An 18,443-nucleotide genomic window follows, 5' to 3' on the forward strand; every position below is an offset into this window, starting at 1 on the left:
CAGAAACCGAATTTAAGGAACCACTGATAATGGCTATCGAGATCAAAGCCCCTACTTTCCCGGAATCGGTTGCCGATGGCACCGTTGCCACCTGGCACAAGAAACCGGGCGAAGCCGTCAAGCGTGACGAGCTGATCGTCGACATCGAGACCGACAAGGTCGTCCTGGAAGTGCTGGCCACCGCCGATGGCGTGCTGGGCGACATCGTCAAGGGCGAAGGCGAGACCGTGCTGTCCGACGAAGTGCTGGGTTCGATCAATGAAGGCGCTGCGCCGGCTGCTGCTCCGGCCGCCGCTGCCGCCGCACCTGCCCAGGCTGCTGCTGCGGCCGACGCTGGCGAAGACGACCCGATTGCTGCGCCTGCCGCACGCAAGCTGGCCGAAGAAAACGCCATCGACCTGGCCAGCGTCGCTGGCACCGGCAAAGGCGGTCGCATCACCAAGGAAGACGTCGTCGCTGCCGTCGCCAACAAGAAGGCCGCTCCGGCTGCCGCTGCTGCCAAGCCGGCCGCTGCTGCCGCTGCCCCGGTTGTTGCCACTGGCGACCGTACCGAGAAGCGTGTGCCGATGACCCGCGTGCGTGCCACCGTGGCCAAGCGTCTGGTCGAAGCACAGTCGAACATGGCGATGCTGACCACCTTCAACGAAGTCGACATGACCGAAGTCATGGCACTGCGTTCGAAGTACAAGGACCTGTTCGAGAAGTCCCACAACGGCGTGCGCCTGGGCTTCATGTCGTTCTTCGTCAAGGCTGCCACCGAAGCGCTGAAACGCTTCCCGGCCGTCAACGCCTCGATCGACGGCAGCGACATCGTCTACCACGGCTACGCCGACATCGGTGTTGCCGTGTCCAGCGACCGCGGCCTGGTGGTACCGGTACTGCGTAACGCCGAGCAGATGAGCCTGGCCGAAATCGAAGGCGGCATCGCCACCTTCGGCAAGAAGGCCCGTGACGGCAAACTGTCGATCGACGAGATGACCGGCGGTACCTTCACCATCACCAACGGTGGTACCTTCGGTTCGATGATGTCGACCCCGATCGTCAACCCGCCGCAGGCTGCAATCCTGGGCATGCACAACATCATCCAGCGTCCGATGGCCGTCAACGGCCAGGTCGTGATCCGTCCGATGATGTACCTGGCACTGTCCTACGATCACCGCCTGATCGATGGCAAAGAAGCCGTGACGTTCCTGGTGACCATCAAGAACCTGCTGGAAGACCCGGCTCGTCTGCTGCTGGACATCTGATAAACAGCTGCAGGCTGCAAGCGACAAGCTTCGAGCAGAAGCGTGTTCGCCTTGCCGCCTGCAGCTTGCCGCTTGACGCTAAAAGGAATCTTTTATGACCCAGAAATTCGACGTGGTAGTGATTGGTGCAGGTCCTGGCGGCTATGTGGCCGCGATCAAGGCTGCCCAGCTCGGCCTGAGCACTGCCTGTATCGAGAAGTACGTTGACGGCGAAGGCAAACTGGCCCTCGGCGGTACCTGCCTGAACGTGGGTTGCATTCCGTCCAAGGCGCTGCTGGACAGCTCCTGGAAGTACAAGGAAGCCAAAGAGAGCTTCAACGTGCACGGCATCTCCACTGGCGAAGTGAAGATGGACGTGGCTGCGATGGTTGGCCGAAAGGCTGGCATCGTCAAGAACCTGACCGGCGGCGTTGCCACCCTGTTCAAGGCCAACGGCGTCACTTCGATCCAGGGCCACGGCAAACTGCTGGCCGGCAAGAAAGTCGAAGTCACCAAGCCTGACGGCAGCACCGAAATCATCGAAGCCGAGAACGTGATCCTGGCCTCCGGTTCGCGTCCGATCGACATTCCGCCGGCTCCGGTCGACCAGAAAGTCATCGTCGACTCCACCGGCGCTCTGGAATTCCAGACCGTGCCAAAACGCCTGGGCGTAATCGGCGCCGGCGTCATCGGCCTGGAGCTGGGTTCGGTATGGTCGCGCCTGGGTGCCCAGGTGACCGTGCTCGAAGCCCTGGACACCTTCCTGATGGCAGCCGACACCGCTGTTGCCAAGGAAGGCCTGAAGACCCTGACCAAGCAAGGTCTGGACATCAAGCTGGGCGCTCGCGTGACCGGCTCGAAGGTCAACGGCGACGAAGTCGAAGTGACCTACACCGACGCCAACGGCGAGCAGAAGATCACCTTCGACAGGCTGATCGTTGCAGTCGGCCGTCGCCCTGTGACCACCGACCTGCTGGCTGCCGACAGCGGCGTGACCATCGACGAGCGCGGTTTCGTGTTCGTTGACGACTACTGCGCTACCAGCGTACCGGGCGTCTACGCCATCGGTGACGTGGTACGTGGCATGATGCTGGCGCACAAGGCCTCGGAAGAGGGCATCATGGTCGTCGAGCGCATCAAGGGCCACAAGGCCCAGATGAACTACGACCTGATCCCATCGGTTATCTACACCCACCCGGAAATGGCCTGGGTCGGTAAAACCGAGCAAGCCTTGAAGGCTGAAGGCGTTGAGGTTAACGTGGGCACCTTCCCGTTCGCGGCCAGCGGCCGTGCGATGGCGGCCAACGACACCGGTGGTTTCGTCAAGGTCATCGCCGATGCCAAGACCGACCGCGTTCTGGGTGTACACGTCATTGGCCCAAGCGCTGCCGAACTGGTGCAGCAGGGTGCAATCGCAATGGAATTCGGCTCCAGCGCCGAAGACCTGGGCATGATGGTCTTCTCCCATCCGACCTTGTCTGAAGCGCTGCACGAAGCCGCTCTGGCCGTGAATGGCGGTGCCATCCACGTAGCCAACCGCAAGAAGCGTTAAACAATAAGAAACCACGGCGGACGGCCCGTCGTGAGTCTTGCGTGCATGGCTCACCGCGGAAAGTCCGCCGGACTCGAACTCCCGGAGCATACCGGGGGCAAGCGGTCACAGGTGGCGCGGCACTCCACAGGAGCGCAGCGCCGAAGCGCAGTACCTAACGAAGACGGTAAAAAGCATGAATCTTCACGAGTATCAGGGTAAGCAGCTGTTCGCTGAATACGGCCTGCCAGTTTCCAAGGGTTTCGCAGTCGACACCCCTGAAGCTGCAGCAGAAGCCTGCGACAAGATCGGTGGCACCGAGTGGGTTGTAAAAGCCCAGGTTCACGCCGGTGGTCGCGGTAAAGCGGGCGGCGTAAAGCTGGTTCGCAGCAAAGAAGACGCCAAGGCGTTCGCTGCCCAGTGGTTGGGCAAGCGTCTGGTTACCTACCAGACCGATGCCAATGGTCAGCCAGTCACCAAGATCCTGGTTGAATCGTGCACTGATATCGCTAAAGAGCTGTACCTGGGCGCTGTCGTTGACCGTTCGAGCCGTCGTATCGTGTTCATGGCCTCCACCGAAGGTGGCGTGGACATCGAGAAAGTCGCTCACGACACTCCGGAAAAAATCATCAAGGCCACTATCGATCCACTGGTTGGCGCTCAGCCATTCCAGGGTCGCGAGCTGGCATTCCAGCTGGGTCTGGAAGGCAAGCAGGTTGCTCAGTTCGCCAAGATCTTCGTCGGTCTGGCCAAGCTGTTCAAAGAGCACGACCTGGCACTGCTGGAAGTGAACCCGCTGGTGATCAAGGCCGACGGCGATCTGCACTGCCTCGATGCCAAGATCAACATCGACGCCAACGCCATGTACCGTCAGCCCAAGCTGAAAACCTTCCACGACCCGTCGCAGGACGATCCTCGTGAAGCCCACGCTGCCAGCTTCGAGCTGAACTACGTGGCCCTGGAAGGCAACATCGGCTGCATGGTCAACGGTGCCGGCCTGGCCATGGGTACCATGGACATCGTCAACCTGCACGGCGGCAAGCCAGCCAACTTCCTCGACGTAGGTGGTGGCGCTACCAAAGAGCGCGTGACCGAAGCGTTCAAGATCATCCTGTCCGACAGCAATGTCGCGGCCGTACTGGTCAACATCTTCGGCGGCATCGTTCGTTGCGACATGATTGCCGAAGGCATCATCGGTGCAGTGAAAGAAGTTGGCGTTAAAGTGCCGGTTGTTGTTCGTCTGGAAGGCAACAACGCTGAACTGGGCGCCAAAGTACTGGCAGAAAGCGGTTTGAACATCATTGCGGCAACCAGCCTGACCGACGCTGCTCAACAAGTTGTCAAAGCTGCGGAGGGCAAGTAATGAGCGTCCTGATCAATAAAGACACCAAAGTCATCTGCCAGGGCTTCACCGGCTCGCAGGGTACCTTCCACTCCGAGCAAGCCATCGCCTACGGCACCAAGATGGTTGGCGGCGTGACCCCAGGCAAAGGCGGCACCACTCACCTGGGCCTGCCGGTGTTCAACACCGTGAAAGAAGCAGTAGCTGCTACCGGCGCCGACGCGTCGGTCATCTACGTACCGGCTCCTTTCTGCAAGGACTCGATCCTGGAAGCAGCGTTCGGCGGCATCAAGCTGATCGTGTGCATCACCGAAGGCATTCCTACCCTGGACATGCTCGATGCCAAGGTCAAGTGCGACGAGCTGGGTGTTACCCTGATCGGCCCTAACTGCCCAGGCGTCATCACCCCGGGCGAGTGCAAGATCGGCATCATGCCAGGTCACATCCACTTGCCAGGCAAGGTCGGTATCGTGTCGCGTTCCGGCACCCTGACCTATGAAGCCGTGAAGCAGACCACTGACGCCGGTTTCGGTCAGTCCACCTGCGTCGGTATCGGTGGCGACCCGATCCCGGGTTCGAACTTCATCGACATCCTGAAGCTGTTCCAGGAAGACCCGAAGACCGAGGCGATCGTGATGATCGGCGAGATCGGCGGTTCGGCTGAAGAAGAAGCGGCTGCCTACATCAAGGCAAACGTCACCAAACCAGTGGTTTCCTACATCGCCGGTGTGACTGCCCCAGCGGGCAAGCGCATGGGCCATGCTGGCGCCATCATTTCGGGCGGCAAGGGTACTGCAGACGAGAAGTTCGCAGCCCTGCAGGACGCCGGTGTAAAAACCGTGCGTTCGCTGGCCGACATCGGCAAGGCCCTGGCCGAGCTGACCGGTTGGGAAGTGAAGAAGTAAGCTGCGGCTGACCTTCCACGCTTCGGCAAAGGCCACCCTCGGGTGGCCTTTGTGCTTTCTGGTGTACGCTGCCCTCTGTAGGAGCCGGCCTTGCCGGCGAAGCAGACAGCGCGTTCTTGCATAAAAGTCGGTCATCCACGCGACATGCATATTCGCTCATCGGACAAGCACCCCTCTGGCAGTGCGTTTTGCGGCCAGATTCGTTAACCTGTGCCCTCATTTTGTGCCAGCACCCCAAAAGGGAGCTACACGCTAAACGGGTCTGCTCCATCCGGGCAGGCAGCATTTCCCTCACCCAAGGGGAAGTCCCTCTCTAAATCCCGATTTCAGAAGTGTGGTATTTCCTTAATGAAAGTCTTGAAAGGCCAGGACATCCTGGCGCTTGGTTTTATGACGTTCGCGTTATTCGTGGGCGCAGGCAACATCATTTTCCCGCCTATCGTCGGCCTGCAATCGGGCCCCTACGTCTGGTTGGCCGCCCTGGGCTTTCTGGTCACTGCCGTGGGCCTGCCCGTGATCACCGTGGTGGCACTGGCCAAGGTCGGTGGCGGCATGGACGCGCTGAGCAGCCCGATCGGCAAGGTGGCCGGTGGCCTGCTGGCGGCTGCCGCGTACCTGGCCGTAGGCCCGCTGTTCGCCACCCCGCGTACCGCGACCGTGTCCTTCGAGGTAGGTGTGGCACCGCTGACCGGCGAGAGCCCGACCGCGTTGTTCATCTATAGCCTGGTGTACTTTGCCGTGGTGCTGGCCGTGTCCATGTACCCGGGCAAGCTGCTCGATACCGTCGGGCGCTTCCTGGCCCCGCTGAAGATCATCGCGCTGGCCGCGCTGGGCATCGCCGCGTTCATGCTGCCGGCCGGCACCATGGGGGTGGCGCAACCTGAATATGTCGCCGCGCCGTTCTCCCAGGGCTTCATCAATGGCTACCTGACCATGGATACCCTGGGCGCGCTGGTGTTCGGTATCGTCATCGTCAACGCGATCCGCTCGCGTGGCGTCGACTCGCCGCAACTGATCACCCGCTATGCCATCATCGCCGGCCTAATTGCCGGTGTCGGCCTGGCGCTGGTGTACATCAGCCTGTTCCGCCTGGGTGCGGGCAGCCACGAGATCGCCGCCGGTGCGAGCAATGGTGCGGCGGTGCTGCATGCCTATGTACAGCACACTTTCGGTTCGCTGGGCAGTGGCTTCCTGGCTGTACTGATCGCGCTGGCCTGCCTGGTCACCGCCGTGGGCCTGACCTGCGCCTGCGCCGAGTACTTCAGCCAGGTACTGCCGTTGTCGTACCGTATGCTGGTGGTGCTGCTGGCCGGCTTCTCGCTGGTGGTGTCGAACCTGGGCCTGACCAAGCTGATCGCGTTCTCGATCCCGGTGCTGACGGCAATCTACCCGCCCTGCATCGTGCTGGTGGCGCTGAGTTTCTGCGGCAACCTGTGGAACTCCCAGACCCGCATCATGGCCCCGGTCATGGCGGTGTCGCTGCTGTTCGGCGTGATCGACGCGCTCAAGGGCGCCAACCTCGCTGGCTGGCTGCCGGAGTCGCTGGCGCACCTGCCGCTGAGCGAGCAGGGCCTGGCCTGGCTGGTGCCTTCGGTGGCGATGCTGGCTGTTGCCGTGGTGCTTGACCGCATGCTCGGCAAGCCGCGCGAAGCGGTCGCCTGAGTGCCGGCCGCGGCAGGCGAGGGCCACAAGCCATGATCGCCTGCCGGGCCAGCCTCTGAAGAGCCCCGCATCCATTCGGATGCGGGGCTTTTTCGTCTCGGGGCCACGTGTCTTTTTGCCGCTGGCAGCGTCGAAAGGCGGACAATGCACCATCCTGTGCCATTTCTTCGGGAGCGCCATGAGCTTCATCCAGAACAACCTGATCAACCTGTTTGCCGCCTGCTGGTTCGTTGCTTGCTGGGGTGGCTACACCCGCTACGCCAGCTGGAAGGCCCGTGATACCGCCTGCCTGGCCAGCGTCATGCACCTGTACCGCGAGGACTGGATGCGCCGCATGCTGCTGCGCGACAACCGCATCGCCGACGCCAGCGTGATCGGCAACCTGGAGCGCAACGCATCGTTCTTCGCCTCCAGCACCCTGATCATCCTGGCCGGTATCCTCACCGTGCTGGGCGCCTCGGACCGCGCCTGGTCGCTGCTGGCCGACCTGCCGCTGGTACAGCAGACATCCCAGGGCATGTCCGAAATCAAACTGTTGTGCCTGGCGATGGTGTTCGTGTACGCCTTCTTCACCTTCAGCTGGTGCATGCGCCAATACAATTTCGCCGCCGTGCTGGTGGGCTCGGCACCGATGATCGGCGAGCGTCAGGTCAGCGAGCAGGAGCGCAAGGCCTTCGCTCTGCGCGGGGCGCGGGTTATCTCGCTGGCGGCCAACCAGTTCAACTTCGGGCTGCGCTCGTACTATTTCGGCATGGCCTTGCTCAGCTGGTTCATCAGCCCCTGGCTGCTGGTGCTGATGAGCACTGGGGTAGTACTGGTGCTGTACCGCCGCGAGTTTCATTCCGACGTGCTCGACGTGATGGTCTATACCCCTACAGAGGCGCCATTGCCTGAGCCGAACAAGGAACCGGTCGCATGAGTATTCCGTTCTGGTGTGTGTTGATCAGCGCACTGCTGATCTATGTGGCGCGGGTGCCGGTGGCGCGTGCGATGAAGCAACAGGGCAGCTACGACAACCACCTGCCACGCAGCCAGCAGGCGCAACTGACCGGCATGGGCGCCCGGGCGGTGGCGGCGCACCAGAACAGTTTCGAAGCATTCATGTTGTTCGCCGTAGGTGTATTGATGGCGCACACCACCCAGACCCAGGGTTTTCTGATCGATACCCTGGCGATCATCTTCGTGATCGCGCGGATCATCTACCTGCCGCTGTATTGGTATGACTTTGCGTGGCAGCGCAGCCTGGTCTGGTCGATCGGGCTGATCTGTTCATTGTTGCTGATGCTCAGCCCGACCTTTCGCCAACTTCTGGCCTGACATGAAAAAACCCGACCTGAGTCGGGTTTTTTCATTAAAGCGCAGTTGCTTACTTGGCAGGTTCTGCCGGGGCGGCTTCTGGTGCTGGCGTCACAGGAGCGGCCTGGTTGTTTTCTTCTGCACGCTTTTGTTCGGCTTCAGCACTGTCTTTGGCGGCTTCGGCGTTTTCTTTGGCGGCGTCGTTCATCTTATCCTGAGCGTCGTCCATTTTCTTCTGGGCTTGCTCGGCATGTTCTTGAGCGTCCTGGGCTTTGTTTTCGCTGGCTTTATCGCAAGCAGCGAGGCCCAGGGCGGCGGCCAGCATAACGGCAAAGGCAATGGGTTTACGCATGGGGTGTTTCTCCTTGTGGAATAGAGTTGCTTGAATTATCTGAGTTCAAGTAAGCGACATAAGTTCCGCGTCGTTTGCACATATATAAGTGCCGGATCCATATAGACTTTCCCTCAGGCTTATGCAGCACCTGAGTTATTGCACAAGGAGCTGACCGTGAATGAACCGTCACCGTTGATGGCCCAGGCCGAACGTTTTCTTTCGGCGCTGCGCCATTGCCAGTTGTTGAAGATGCGCGTAGAGCGCGCCGATGCCGACGGCATCACGCTGTGCCTGCCGTACTCGCCGCAAATCGTGGGCAACCCGCAGAGCGGCGCGATCCATGGCGGTGCAATCACCACGCTGATGGACACTGCGCTGGGCATGGCCACCCTGTGCGCCCTGGCCGAGTTCGAGGTGTGCCCGACCCTGGACTTGCGCATCGACTACATGCACCCGGGGCAGGCCGACAAGGCGGTGTATGGGCAGGCGCAGTGCTACCAGGTCACCCGCGACGTGATCTTCATCCGCGGCTGCGCCTACCAGGACGACCCCGACCAGCCGATTGCCCAGGTGGTGGGCACCTACATGCGCCTGGGCAAGGACATCAAGGGCGGCCTGGGCTTTGGCCGGCAGCTCAAGGCGGTGGCGCAATGATTCCCGCGGACGTGCATGCACAGCTGCGCCAGGCGCATGCCCAGGGCAACTACGCGCCATTGCTGCAACTGATCCCCTACGCCAGCCTGATCGGCATCCAGTGCAGCCGTGACGGCGACGACCTGCTGTTCTGCCTGCCGGCCAGTGCCGACAATATCGGCAACCCGTTGCTGCCGGCGATCCATGGGGGGGTGATCGCCGGGTTCATGGAACTGTCGGCGGCGCTGTACCTGCTGATTTTCAGCGAAAGCGCGAGCATTCCCAGGATCATCGACTTTTCCATCGATTACCTGCGCGCCGGCCTGTACCGCGATACCTATGCGCGGTGCCAGCTGTGGCGCCAGGGGCGGCGGGTGACCAACGTCGCGATCACCGCCTGGCAGGGCGACCCGGACCAGCCCATCGCCACGGCCCGTGCGCATTTCAAGATCAAAGAACTGCCCGTGCCCTTGAAATAGATATGCCAGCCCCCATCTGCTGTTCATCCCGCCACGAAAGGCCGGACGCTGCCCCGCGGGGGCCGTCGGCCCGAGTGACTACTGCCATCAGATCGGAGTGTTGAAGACCATGAGTGTGGAAACTCAAAAAGAAACCCTGGGCTTCCAGACCGAGGTGAAGCAGCTGCTGCACCTCATGATCCATTCGCTGTACTCGAACAAGGAAATCTTCCTTCGCGAATTGATTTCCAACGCCTCCGACGCCGTCGACAAACTGCGCTTCGAAGCCCTGGCCAAGCCCGAGCTGCTCGAGGGCGGCAGCGACCTGAAGATTCGCGTGAGCTTCGACAAGGCGGCCAACACCGTCACCCTGGAAGACAACGGCATCGGCATGAACCGCGATGACGTGATCACCCACCTGGGCACCATCGCCAAGTCCGGCACTGCCGACTTCATGAAGAACCTCACCGGTGACCAGAAGAAAGACTCGCACCTGATCGGCCAGTTCGGTGTGGGCTTCTACTCGGCGTTCATCGTCGCCGATCAGGTCGATGTCTACAGCCGCCGCGCCGGTACTCCGGCGAGCGAGGGCGTGCACTGGTCGTCCAAGGGCGAGGGCGAGTTCGAAGTCGCCACCGTGGACAAGGCCGAGCGCGGTACGCGCATCGTGCTGCACCTGAAAAAAGGTGAAGACGAATTCGCCGATGGCTGGCGCCTGCGCAACATCATCAAGAAGTACTCCGACCATATCGCCCTGCCGATCGAACTGCCCAAGGAAGCGACTGCCGCCGAAGGCGAAGAGCAGCCGGCCGTGGAGTGGGAAACCGTCAACCGTGCCAGCGCGCTGTGGACCCGTCCGCGTACCGAGATCAAGGACGAGGAATACCAGGAGTTCTACAAGCACATCGGCCACGATTTCGAAAACCCGCTGGCCTGGAGCCACAACAAGGTCGAAGGCAAGCTGGAGTACACCTCGCTGCTGTACGTACCGGCCCGTGCGCCGTTCGACCTGTACCAGCGCGAAGCGCCACGCGGCCTGAAGCTGTACGTGCAGCGCGTGTTCGTGATGGACCAGGCCGAATCGTTCCTGCCTTTGTACCTGCGCTTCATCAAGGGTGTGGTCGACTCCAACGACCTGTCGCTGAACGTGTCGCGCGAGATTCTGCAGAAAGACCCGATCATCGATTCGATGAAGTCGGCGCTGACCAAGCGCGTGCTGGACATGCTCGAGAAGCTGGCCAAGAACGAGCCTGAGCAGTACAAGGGCTTCTGGAAGAACTTCGGCCAGGTGCTCAAGGAAGGCCCGGCGGAAGACTTCGCCAACAAGGAGAAGATCGCCGGCCTGCTGCGCTTTGCCTCCACCCATGACGACAGCGGCGAGCAGAGCGTGTCCCTGGCCGACTACCTGGCACGTGCCAAGGAAGGTCAGGACAAGATCTACTTCCTCACCGGCGAGTCCTACGCGCAGGTACGCAACAGCCCGCACCTGGAAGTCTTCCGCAAGAAAGGCATCGAAGTGCTGCTGCTGACCGACCGCATCGACGAGTGGCTGATGAGCTACCTGAGCGAGTTCGACGGCAAGGGCTTCGTCGACGTGGCCCGTGGCGACCTGGACCTGGGCAAGCTGGACTCCGAGGAGGACAAGAAGGCTCAGGAAGAAGTGGCCAAGGACAAGGAAGGCCTGGTCGAGCGTCTGAAAGCTGCGCTGGGCGATACCGTCAGCGAAGTGCGCGTGTCGCACCGCCTGACCGATTCGCCGGCGATCCTGGCCATCGGTGAGCAGGACATGGGCCTGCAGATGCGCCAGATCCTCGAAGCCAGCGGGCAGAAGGTGCCGGACTCCAAGCCGATCTTCGAATTCAACCCGGGTCACCCGCTGATCGAGAAGCTGGACAACGAGCAGAGCGAAGACCGTTTCGCCGACTTCTCGCATATCCTCTTCGATCAGGCCGCCCTGGCGGCGGGCGACAGCCTCAAGGATCCGGCGGCGTATGTGCGTCGACTGAACAAGCTGCTGGTCGAACTGTCGGCGTAAGCAGTTGCAGGAAAGCCCGCTTCGGCGGGCTTTTTTCATTGTGCAAGGAGGGGTTCATGAGCAACGTGACGATCGAGTCGCTGGTGTACAAGCTTGACGGCAAGGTGTACGAAAGCCGCCTGGTGTATACCCACGGCGCCAAGGAACAGCCGGGCCTGGTGATGGCGCCGAACTGGATGGGCATCGGCGAGGGCGCTGAGCGCATTGCCAGGGAGGTGGCGGCCCAGGGCTATGTGGTGCTGCTGGCTGACCTGTATGGGCAGACGCTGCGCCCATCCAACATGGATGAAGCGGGGGCGGCGATGATGCCGCTGAAAAATGATCGGGTCGAGCTGCGCAAGCGCATGAAGGCGGCGCTGGATCAGTTGCTGGGGCAATCGAAGGCAGTGCTTGCGCCGGGCAAGCTGGCCACCTTCGGCTTCTGCTTCGGCGGTTGCTGCGCACTGGAGCTGGCCCGTGAAGACCAGCGTCTGCGCGCTGCGGTGTCGTTCCACGGTACGCTGGACACGCCGCTGCCGGCCCAGGAGGGCAAGGTGTCGGCAGCGTTGCTGGTGTTGCACGGTGCAGCCGACCCGCTCGTGCCGCGCGAGCAACTGCCTGCCTTCGAGGCCGAGATGGATGCGGCCAAGGCTGACTGGCAGCTGGTGAGCTACGGAGGCGCGGTGCATTCGTTCACCGACCCCGCAGCGAACGTGCCAGGCAAGATGAAGTACGACGCCAGGACGTCCAAGCGCGCGTTCCAGGCGATGCACACCCTGCTGCGGGAAGTGTTCCAGGCCTGATGGCCTCTTCGCTGGCAAGCCCGCTCCTGCCTCTGTAGGAGCCGGCCTTGCCGGCGAATCTCAAGGCAACTCGATTCGCCCGATCTCGCCCGGTACCACCGGCCAATCCCCGGCCGCCCAGCGTGCCCGTGCCTGCTCGATCAGCGCCGGGTCACTGGCGACGAAGTTCCAGTTCATCCGCCGCGGCCCGTCCAGTGCGTCGCCGCCAATGATCACCAGGTGGCATTCGCTGTCGGCGTACAGGCTCATCGCTTCGCCTTCGGGCAGCACCACCAGGCTGCACGGCTCCAGTGGCTGATCGTCAAGGCTCGCCTCACCGTCGAGTACATAAACCGCCCGTTCAGCGTGTTCGGCGGGAATCAGCAGCGTGCTCGCCGCCTGCATGCGCACCTCGGCATACAGGGTCGCTGACAACACCGGCACTGGCGAGGTCAGGCAAAAGCCCGTGCCCGCGATCATGCGGATACTCACCCCCAGCGCATCGCTGCTCGGCAAGCTGGCCGCCGGGTGATGGCTGTAGTGCCCCGGCCCCTGTTCGTGATCCTTCGGCGAGGCCAGCCACACCTGCAGCCCGTGCAGGCGCTTGGGCTGACCCAGCAGCTCCGGCGGGGTGCGCTCGATATGCGCCACGGCGCTGCCGGCGGTCATCCAGCTCACCTCGCCGGCACTCACGCGCTGATCCGAGCCCAGGCTGTCCTTGTGCTGCAACTGGCCTTCGAACAGGTAGGTGAGGGTGGACAGGCCGATGTGCGGGTGCTGGCGAATGTCCATGCCACGCCCGGGCGGGTAGTCGGTCGCCAGCATGTGATCGAAGAACACGAACGGCCCGACGCTGCGCCGCCGTGCCGAAGGCAGCGGGCGCAGGATGGGTTGGCCTTCGACGGATTCGGCGCGCGGGCGGATTACCAGGGGAGGGTTCATCAGGGGCACCAGGGCGATGGAAATAATTGGAAGCATAACCTGCCCGGTGCCCGGGCTGAACCGTTGCGCCCGGCGGCAGGTCTACCCTGGGTCAATTGCACAAGGGGATTGCGATGTGGGCCAGGACGCTGGGGTGCCTGTTGCTGTCGGTGACGCTGTCGGGCATGGCCCAGGCGCGGGAGTACCGCTACAGCGACGCGCACCTGCATTATGTCGATTTCTTTCAGGAAAGCGCCGGCATGGACGAGTTGCTCAAGGCCATGGATGCGGCGCGTATCGATCAGTCGATGATCTCGGGTGTGGCGGTGGCCAAGAAATGGCATGAAGACGAGCCCAAGCGCCCGCGCTACTACGCCGGCGATGATGCCGCAGCCTACTGGTACAGCGCCACCGACATCTATGTGGCAGCGGCGCTGCAACAGTTGCCCGAGCAGCAGCGCCAGCGCTTTCACCCGTTTCTGACCGGCTTCAACCCGGTGGACAAGAACGCGGCCACCCATATCGAGCGCATGCTCGAGCTGTTTCCCGGCCTGTGGCAGGGCATCGGCGAAGTCTTCACCCGCCACGACGACCTGACGGCGTTGACCAGCGGCGACACGCCACGGGCCAACAACGAGGCGCTGGGCCTCATCTATCAGCTGGCGGCCAGGCACGACATGCCGGTGCTGATCCACTCCAACATCACCTCCAAGCGCGAACGCAACCCGCTGTACCTGGAAGAGATCGAGCAGCCCCTGCGCGAGCACCCCGATACCCGTTTCATCTGGGCCCACGCCGGCACCAGCATGGAGATTCACCGCCACCAGACCCAGCTGGACTTTCTGCTGCCGACCCTGACGCGCATGCTCGAGCGTTATTCGAACCTGTACATCGACCTGTCGTGGAGCGTGCTCGAACCCTACCTGCTGGACGACAAGGGCGTGCCACGGCCCGAATGGGTTGCGCTGGTGGAGCGCTTCCCCGAACGTTTCATGCTCGGTTCCGATGTGGTCGGCCGCTTCGCCAGCCTGGGCGAGCAACTGCACGGGTTCGACCGGTTCCTGGATGCCTTGCCCGAGGCCGTGGCGCACAAGGTGGCCAAGGACAACTTTCTCGCGGTACTGCCCAGGTCACGCTGATGTCATCAGCCTGTCATGCAAGCCCCATAGCCTGCCGCCATCAACCTGATGGAGAGCAGTATGTCGAAGAGTCGTTTGGGCGCCATGGCCGCGCTGATGCTGGTGAGTGCGGTGGCCGGTGCAGAGGTGCGGGTGCAGGGGCCGGTGGAGTACGGCGTGTTCCAGACCCGCCACCAGGACTTCCAGCCCGGTGAACGGGTATTGACCCAGACCAGCCAGACCCTGGAGCACACCGACCGAGTGCCGGCCCGTCTTGGCAGCAAATTCGGCCTGCGCTATCGCCTTGAAGGCAAGGTGGCCGAAGACACGCCCCTGACGCTGCTGTACCTGACCCCCGGGGTGATCACCCCCGACGGCCAACGCCATGACAAGTTCGAGGTGGTGCAGAAGCTGGTACCGGGGGCCGCGCAGGATGTCATGGCCTATGAATTTACCGAGCACCACGAAGTGGTACCGGGCCAGTGGCACTTCATGGTGTTCCAGGGGGACCGCCTGCTGGCCGAGCAGCGCTTCATCGTGCAATGAGGCATGCGCCGCCTGCGCTCGCAATGACAAGGCGTTTTGATATCACTTTTTCGTCTTACGCAAAAATCTCAAGGGCCGATACCTTCTAATAAGCACGTCAGCTGCATGACCGATGCAGCGCTTTTGGAGGGAACCGGAAGATGAGCTTGAGACGTTTGAACATTGCGCCGCGGGCAGGTCTGGGGTTTGGTCTGGTAGCGTTGCTGGTGTTTGCATTGGGGGCCTTCTCGCTCCTGCAGATGAGCAGCATGCGCCAGCAGTCCGAACAGGTCGACAGCAACTGGCTGCCCAGTGTGATCTCGGTGGGGCAGATCAGCCAGGACATGTTCCGGATACGGGCACTGACCCTGCGCCTGCTGCTCAACAGCGACAACGCCGCGCAGCAGCAGACCCATTCACGCATCGAGCAGATCAAGGGCGAGCTGGGCAAGGAACAGCAACGCTACCAGGCCCTGATTGCATTGCCCGAGGAGCAGGCGCTGTTCGACCGCTACCTCAAGCTCGAGCAGCAGTACCTGAGCTATCAGGCACGGGTAGTGCAGATGGCCCTGCAGGGCCAGACAACGGAGGCGGTGGCGCTGGTCAACGGTGAGATGAACCAGCTGGCCGATCAGCTCACCACCACCCTCAACGAGCTGATCGCCCTCAACAACCATCACGCCAACATGGCCACCGAGCTTGCCGGCACGGTGTATGAGCGTGCCCGCGTGTGGGTGGTCGGCCTGCTGGTGGCCGCACTGGTGCTCACCGTTGTGCTGGCGCTGACCTTGACCCGCAGTATCGTGCGCCCGCTGGCGCAATCGCTGCAGGTGGCCGAGGTGGTCGCCACCGGCGACCTGACCCCGCAGATCAACGTGGAGGGCAGTGACGAGCCGGCGCGCTTGCAGGCGGCCCTCAAGCAGATGCAGCAGAGCCTGCGCGATACCATCGGGCGTATTTCCGATTCGTCCAACCAGCTGGCCTCGGCGTCCGAAGAGCTCAGCGCAGTGACCGAGGACGCTACCCGCGGCCTGCACCAGCAGACCCAGGAAATCGAGCAGGCCGCCACCGCCGTGAACCAGATGACCGCCGCGGTGGAAGAGGTGGCGAGCAATGCGGTGGCCACCTCCCAGGCCTCGACCGAGTCCGATCGCATTGCCCGTCAGGGGCGCGAGCAGGTGCGCCTCACGGTAGCGTCGATCGAGGCGCTGGCCGATGGCGTTACCGCCAATGCCGCGGAAGTCGGGCAGTTGGCCGAGCAGGTGCACGGCATCACCAAGGTGCTGGATGTGATCGGTTCGATCGCCGAGCAGACCAACCTGCTGGCCCTGAACGCGGCCATCGAGGCGGCGCGGGCGGGGGATGCCGGGCGCGGTTTTGCAGTGGTGGCCGACGAGGTACGGGCACTGGCTCATCGTACCCAGCAGTCGACACGGGAAATCGAACAGATGATCGGTGGCATCCAGGAGGGTACCGACCGGGCGGTGGAGGGCATGCAGCAGACCAACCAGCGTGCTCAGGGCACCCTGGATGGCGCGCATGCGGCGGGTACGGCGCTGGAAGAGATTGCCGCGGCCATCAGCCTGATCAACGAGCGCAACCTGGTGATCGCCAGTGCGTCCGAACAGCAGGCACAGGTGGCGCGGGAGGTGGACCGCAACCTGACCAACATCCGCGACCTGGCGCTGCAGAGCTCGGCGGGGGCCAACCAGACCAGCGCGGCGAGCCAGGCGTTGTCGCAGCTGGCCATCGAGCTCAATACGCTGGTGGGCAGGTTTTCGGTGTAACGCCTTTGGCCGGCAAGGCCGGCCCCTACAGGCATCGCGTGCCCTGTAGGAGCCGGCCTTGCCGGCCAATTGCCCCGAAAGCCGCAAACAAAAACGCCCCGAACCAGTCGGGGCGTTTCTACAGCAGGGGCGAGCCCTTGCTTACTTGCCAGCCCAGCGCTTGAGCACCAGGGTGGCATTGGTGCCGCCGAAACCGAAGCTGTTGCTCATCACGGTGTCGATCTTGGCATTTTCGCGGGTTTCGCGCAGAACTGGCAGGTCGGCCACTTCCGGGTCCAGCTCGTCGATGTTGGCGGAGCCGGCAATGAAGTTGCCTTCCATCATCAGCATGCAGTAGATCGCCTCGTGAACGCCGGCAGCGCCCAGCGAGTGGCCCGACAGGCTCTTGGTGGAGCTGATGGCCGGGGCCTTGTCGCCGAACACTTCACGCACACCCTTCATTTCGGCAACGTCACCGACCGGGGTCGAGGTGCCGTGGGTGTTCAGGTAGTCGATCGGGGTGTCGACGGTGGACAGCGCCTGCTGCATGCAGCGGATCGCGCCTTCGCCACTTGGGGCAACCATGTCGTAACCGTCGGAGGTCGCGCCGTAGCCAACGATTTCGGCGTAGATCTTCGCGCCACGGGCCAGAGCGTGCTCCAGCTCCTCGACCACTACCATGCCGCCACCGCCGGCGATGACGAAACCGTCACGGTCGGCATCGTAGGCGCGCGAGGCTTTTTCCGGGGTGTCGTTGCGCTTGCTGGACAGTGCGCCCATGGCGTCGAACAGGAACGACTGGCTCCAGTGCTCTTCTTCACCGCCACCGGCGAACACCACGTCCTGTTTGCCCATCTGGATCTGTTCCATCGCGGTACCGATGCAGTGCGCGCTGGTGGCGCACGCCGAGGCGATGGAGTAGTTCAGGCCCTTGATCTTGAACGGGGTGGCCAGGCACGCCGACACGGTGCTGCTCATGGTGCGGGTAACGCGGTATGGGCCGACGCGCTTGACGCCTTTTTCGCGCAGGATGTCCAGCGCTTCCATCTGGTTCAGGGTCGAGGCGCCGCCGGAACCGGCGATCAGGCCGGTGCGCGGGTTGGACACCTGCTCTTCGCTCAGGCCCGAGTCCTTGATCGCGTCCTGCATCGCCAGGTAGGCGTAGGCGGCTGCGTGACCGACGAAGCGATAGACCTTGCGGTCGATCAGCTCTTCGAGGTTGAGGTCGATGGAACCGGAAACCTGGCTGCGCAGCCCCATTTCCTTGTATTCCGGGTTGAAACGGATGCCCGGACGGCTTTTACGCAGGTTTTCGGAGACGGTCTCTTTGTCATTGCCCAGGCACGATACGATGCCCAGACCTGTGATTACGACGCGGCGCATGCGAATAACCCTTAGAAATTTTCAGTGGAGGTAAATACACCGACCCGAAGGCCTTCGGCGGTGTAGATCTCGCGGCCGTCGACGCTGACCGAGCCATCGGCGATGGCCATGTTCAGCTTGCCTTTCAGGACGCGCTTGATGTGGATGTTATAGGTGACTTTCTTGGCGGTCGGCAGTACCTGACCGAAGAACTTCACTTCGCCCGAACCCAGGGCCCGGCCACGGCCTGGCAGGCCTTGCCAGCCCAGGAAGAATCCGACCAGCTGCCACATGGCATCCAGGCCCAGGCAGCCTGGCATCACCGGGTCGCCTTCGAAATGGCAGGCGAAGAACCACAGGTCTGGACTGATATCCAGCTCGGCGACCAACTCACCTTTGCCGTACTTGCCACCCTCTTGGCTGATGTGCGTGATGCGATCCACCATCAGCATGTTAGGGGCGGGCAGTTGCGCGTTACCTGGGCCGAACAGCTCACCGCGACTGCAGCGCAGCAGGTCTTCCCGGGTAAAGGCGTTTTGTTTGGTCATGCGAGCTCCTCAATAGTCAC

The 18,443-nt window shown here is 62.5% G+C and carries 18 protein-coding genes; 14 read left to right on the plus strand and 4 right to left on the minus strand.

Annotated features, from left to right (window positions below; all coding sequences use genetic code 11):
* Positions 1-29 precede the first annotated feature (29 nt).
* From odhB to JZZ72_RS14560, 7 genes are all read left to right on the plus strand, one after another.
* Positions 30-1,247, plus strand: coding sequence for a 2-oxoglutarate dehydrogenase complex dihydrolipoyllysine-residue succinyltransferase (gene odhB, locus JZZ72_RS14530; RefSeq protein WP_043863136.1), 1,218 nt, complete (start codon positions 30-32; stop codon positions 1,245-1,247).
* Positions 1,248-1,341: 94 nt separating this feature from the next.
* Positions 1,342-2,778 carry a dihydrolipoyl dehydrogenase gene (gene lpdA, locus JZZ72_RS14535; RefSeq protein WP_043863135.1) on the plus strand — a complete coding sequence of 479 codons (1,437 nt, stop codon included), beginning with the start codon at positions 1,342-1,344 and terminating at the stop codon, positions 2,776-2,778.
* A gap of 175 nt (positions 2,779-2,953) precedes the next feature.
* Complete coding sequence (gene sucC, locus JZZ72_RS14540) at positions 2,954-4,120, plus strand: ADP-forming succinate--CoA ligase subunit beta (protein WP_043863134.1); 1,167 nt, start codon at positions 2,954-2,956, stop codon at positions 4,118-4,120.
* The gene (gene sucD, locus JZZ72_RS14545) at positions 4,120-5,004 is read left to right on the plus strand and encodes a succinate--CoA ligase subunit alpha (RefSeq protein ID WP_038613108.1); all 885 of its coding nucleotides are present in this window, start codon (positions 4,120-4,122) and stop codon (positions 5,002-5,004) included. Before sucC ends, sucD begins: the two co-directional genes overlap by 1 nt.
* Before the next feature lie 348 nt (positions 5,005-5,352).
* Positions 5,353-6,666, plus strand: a complete 1,314-nt coding sequence (gene brnQ, locus JZZ72_RS14550) for a branched-chain amino acid transport system II carrier protein (RefSeq protein WP_043863133.1) — start codon at positions 5,353-5,355, stop codon at positions 6,664-6,666.
* Positions 6,667-6,844: 178 nt separating this feature from the next.
* Complete coding sequence (locus tag JZZ72_RS14555; protein WP_054915669.1) at positions 6,845-7,585, plus strand: DUF599 domain-containing protein; 741 nt, start codon at positions 6,845-6,847, stop codon at positions 7,583-7,585.
* Complete coding sequence (locus tag JZZ72_RS14560; protein ID WP_054915670.1) at positions 7,582-7,983, plus strand: MAPEG family protein; 402 nt, start codon at positions 7,582-7,584, stop codon at positions 7,981-7,983. The genes JZZ72_RS14555 and JZZ72_RS14560 overlap by 4 nt, the downstream gene beginning before the upstream one ends.
* Before the next feature lie 49 nt (positions 7,984-8,032).
* Here JZZ72_RS14560 and JZZ72_RS14565 read toward each other — a convergent pair whose 3' ends face one another.
* Complete coding sequence (locus JZZ72_RS14565) at positions 8,033-8,314, minus strand: hypothetical protein (RefSeq protein ID WP_043863130.1); 282 nt, start codon at positions 8,312-8,314, stop codon at positions 8,033-8,035.
* A gap of 177 nt (positions 8,315-8,491) precedes the next feature.
* On the opposite strand from JZZ72_RS14565, the gene JZZ72_RS14570 reads away from it, so the two are divergent.
* From JZZ72_RS14570 to JZZ72_RS14585, 4 genes are all read left to right on the plus strand, one after another.
* The gene (locus JZZ72_RS14570) at positions 8,492-8,950 is read left to right on the plus strand and encodes a PaaI family thioesterase (protein ID WP_210014643.1); all 459 of its coding nucleotides are present in this window, start codon (positions 8,492-8,494) and stop codon (positions 8,948-8,950) included.
* A complete protein-coding gene (locus JZZ72_RS14575; protein WP_043863128.1) occupies positions 8,947-9,408 on the plus strand; it encodes a PaaI family thioesterase in 462 nt (153 codons plus the stop codon). Before JZZ72_RS14570 ends, JZZ72_RS14575 begins: the two co-directional genes overlap by 4 nt.
* A gap of 109 nt (positions 9,409-9,517) precedes the next feature.
* Positions 9,518-11,422, plus strand: a complete 1,905-nt coding sequence (gene htpG / locus JZZ72_RS14580; protein ID WP_054915672.1) for a molecular chaperone HtpG — start codon at positions 9,518-9,520, stop codon at positions 11,420-11,422.
* Positions 11,423-11,478: 56 nt separating this feature from the next.
* Positions 11,479-12,204, plus strand: a complete 726-nt coding sequence (locus JZZ72_RS14585; protein WP_043863126.1) for a dienelactone hydrolase family protein — start codon at positions 11,479-11,481, stop codon at positions 12,202-12,204.
* 60 nt (positions 12,205-12,264) lie between these two features.
* Here the strand turns inward: JZZ72_RS14585 and JZZ72_RS14590 are convergent, their stop codons facing one another.
* Positions 12,265-13,125: a pirin family protein gene (locus tag JZZ72_RS14590; RefSeq protein WP_054915674.1), complete on the minus strand. Its 861-nt coding sequence runs from the start codon at positions 13,123-13,125 to the stop codon at positions 12,265-12,267.
* A gap of 113 nt (positions 13,126-13,238) precedes the next feature.
* Here JZZ72_RS14590 and JZZ72_RS14595 point away from each other — a divergent pair, with 113 nt between their 5' ends.
* The 3 genes from JZZ72_RS14595 (at position 13,239) to JZZ72_RS14605 (ending at position 16,534) form a co-directional block, all read left to right on the plus strand.
* On the plus strand, positions 13,239-14,243 hold the full coding sequence (locus JZZ72_RS14595; protein WP_104572267.1) for an amidohydrolase family protein: 1,005 nt from the start codon (positions 13,239-13,241) through the stop codon (positions 14,241-14,243).
* Between the two features lie 60 nt (positions 14,244-14,303).
* On the plus strand, positions 14,304-14,768 hold the full coding sequence (locus JZZ72_RS14600) for a DUF3859 domain-containing protein (protein ID WP_043863123.1): 465 nt from the start codon (positions 14,304-14,306) through the stop codon (positions 14,766-14,768).
* Between the two features lie 140 nt (positions 14,769-14,908).
* Complete coding sequence (locus JZZ72_RS14605; protein ID WP_210014639.1) at positions 14,909-16,534, plus strand: methyl-accepting chemotaxis protein; 1,626 nt, start codon at positions 14,909-14,911, stop codon at positions 16,532-16,534.
* Between the two features lie 141 nt (positions 16,535-16,675).
* Here the strand turns inward: JZZ72_RS14605 and fabB are convergent, their stop codons facing one another.
* Together fabB and fabA are read right to left on the minus strand one after the other, a co-directional pair.
* Positions 16,676-17,896, minus strand: a complete 1,221-nt coding sequence (gene fabB, locus JZZ72_RS14610) for a beta-ketoacyl-ACP synthase I (RefSeq protein WP_054915677.1) — start codon at positions 17,894-17,896, stop codon at positions 16,676-16,678.
* 11 nt (positions 17,897-17,907) lie between these two features.
* On the minus strand, positions 17,908-18,423 hold the full coding sequence (gene fabA, locus JZZ72_RS14615) for a 3-hydroxyacyl-[acyl-carrier-protein] dehydratase FabA (RefSeq protein ID WP_043863120.1): 516 nt from the start codon (positions 18,421-18,423) through the stop codon (positions 17,908-17,910).
* Between the last annotated feature and the right edge of the window lie 20 nt (positions 18,424-18,443).

It is taken from the genome of Pseudomonas palmensis (assembly GCF_017848315.1).
Lineage (GTDB): Bacteria > Pseudomonadota > Gammaproteobacteria > Pseudomonadales > Pseudomonadaceae > Aquipseudomonas > Aquipseudomonas palmensis.

What these genes read in the sequence shown, in the direction of transcription:
- odhB (WP_043863136.1), top strand. Translation starts at nt 30, where the DNA reads ATGGCTATCGAGATCAAAGCCCCTACTTTCCCGGAATCGGTTGCCGAT.
- lpdA (WP_043863135.1), top strand. Translation starts at nt 1,342, where the DNA reads ATGACCCAGAAATTCGACGTGGTAGTGATTGGTGCAGGTCCTGGCGGC.
- sucC (WP_043863134.1), top strand. Translation starts at nt 2,954, where the DNA reads ATGAATCTTCACGAGTATCAGGGTAAGCAGCTGTTCGCTGAATACGGC.
- sucD (WP_038613108.1), top strand. Translation starts at nt 4,120, where the DNA reads ATGAGCGTCCTGATCAATAAAGACACCAAAGTCATCTGCCAGGGCTTC.
- brnQ (WP_043863133.1), top strand. Translation starts at nt 5,353, where the DNA reads ATGAAAGTCTTGAAAGGCCAGGACATCCTGGCGCTTGGTTTTATGACG.
- JZZ72_RS14555 (WP_054915669.1), top strand. Translation starts at nt 6,845, where the DNA reads ATGAGCTTCATCCAGAACAACCTGATCAACCTGTTTGCCGCCTGCTGG.
- JZZ72_RS14560 (WP_054915670.1), top strand. Translation starts at nt 7,582, where the DNA reads ATGAGTATTCCGTTCTGGTGTGTGTTGATCAGCGCACTGCTGATCTAT.
- JZZ72_RS14565 (WP_043863130.1), bottom strand. Translation starts at nt 8,314, where the DNA reads ATGCGTAAACCCATTGCCTTTGCCGTTATGCTGGCCGCCGCCCTGGGC.
- JZZ72_RS14570 (WP_210014643.1), top strand. Translation starts at nt 8,492, where the DNA reads ATGGCCCAGGCCGAACGTTTTCTTTCGGCGCTGCGCCATTGCCAGTTG.
- JZZ72_RS14575 (WP_043863128.1), top strand. Translation starts at nt 8,947, where the DNA reads ATGATTCCCGCGGACGTGCATGCACAGCTGCGCCAGGCGCATGCCCAG.
- htpG (WP_054915672.1), top strand. Translation starts at nt 9,518, where the DNA reads ATGAGTGTGGAAACTCAAAAAGAAACCCTGGGCTTCCAGACCGAGGTG.
- JZZ72_RS14585 (WP_043863126.1), top strand. Translation starts at nt 11,479, where the DNA reads ATGAGCAACGTGACGATCGAGTCGCTGGTGTACAAGCTTGACGGCAAG.
- JZZ72_RS14590 (WP_054915674.1), bottom strand. Translation starts at nt 13,125, where the DNA reads ATGAACCCTCCCCTGGTAATCCGCCCGCGCGCCGAATCCGTCGAAGGC.
- JZZ72_RS14595 (WP_104572267.1), top strand. Translation starts at nt 13,239, where the DNA reads ATGTGGGCCAGGACGCTGGGGTGCCTGTTGCTGTCGGTGACGCTGTCG.
- JZZ72_RS14600 (WP_043863123.1), top strand. Translation starts at nt 14,304, where the DNA reads ATGTCGAAGAGTCGTTTGGGCGCCATGGCCGCGCTGATGCTGGTGAGT.
- JZZ72_RS14605 (WP_210014639.1), top strand. Translation starts at nt 14,909, where the DNA reads ATGAGCTTGAGACGTTTGAACATTGCGCCGCGGGCAGGTCTGGGGTTT.
- fabB (WP_054915677.1), bottom strand. Translation starts at nt 17,896, where the DNA reads ATGCGCCGCGTCGTAATCACAGGTCTGGGCATCGTATCGTGCCTGGGC.
- fabA (WP_043863120.1), bottom strand. Translation starts at nt 18,423, where the DNA reads ATGACCAAACAAAACGCCTTTACCCGGGAAGACCTGCTGCGCTGCAGT.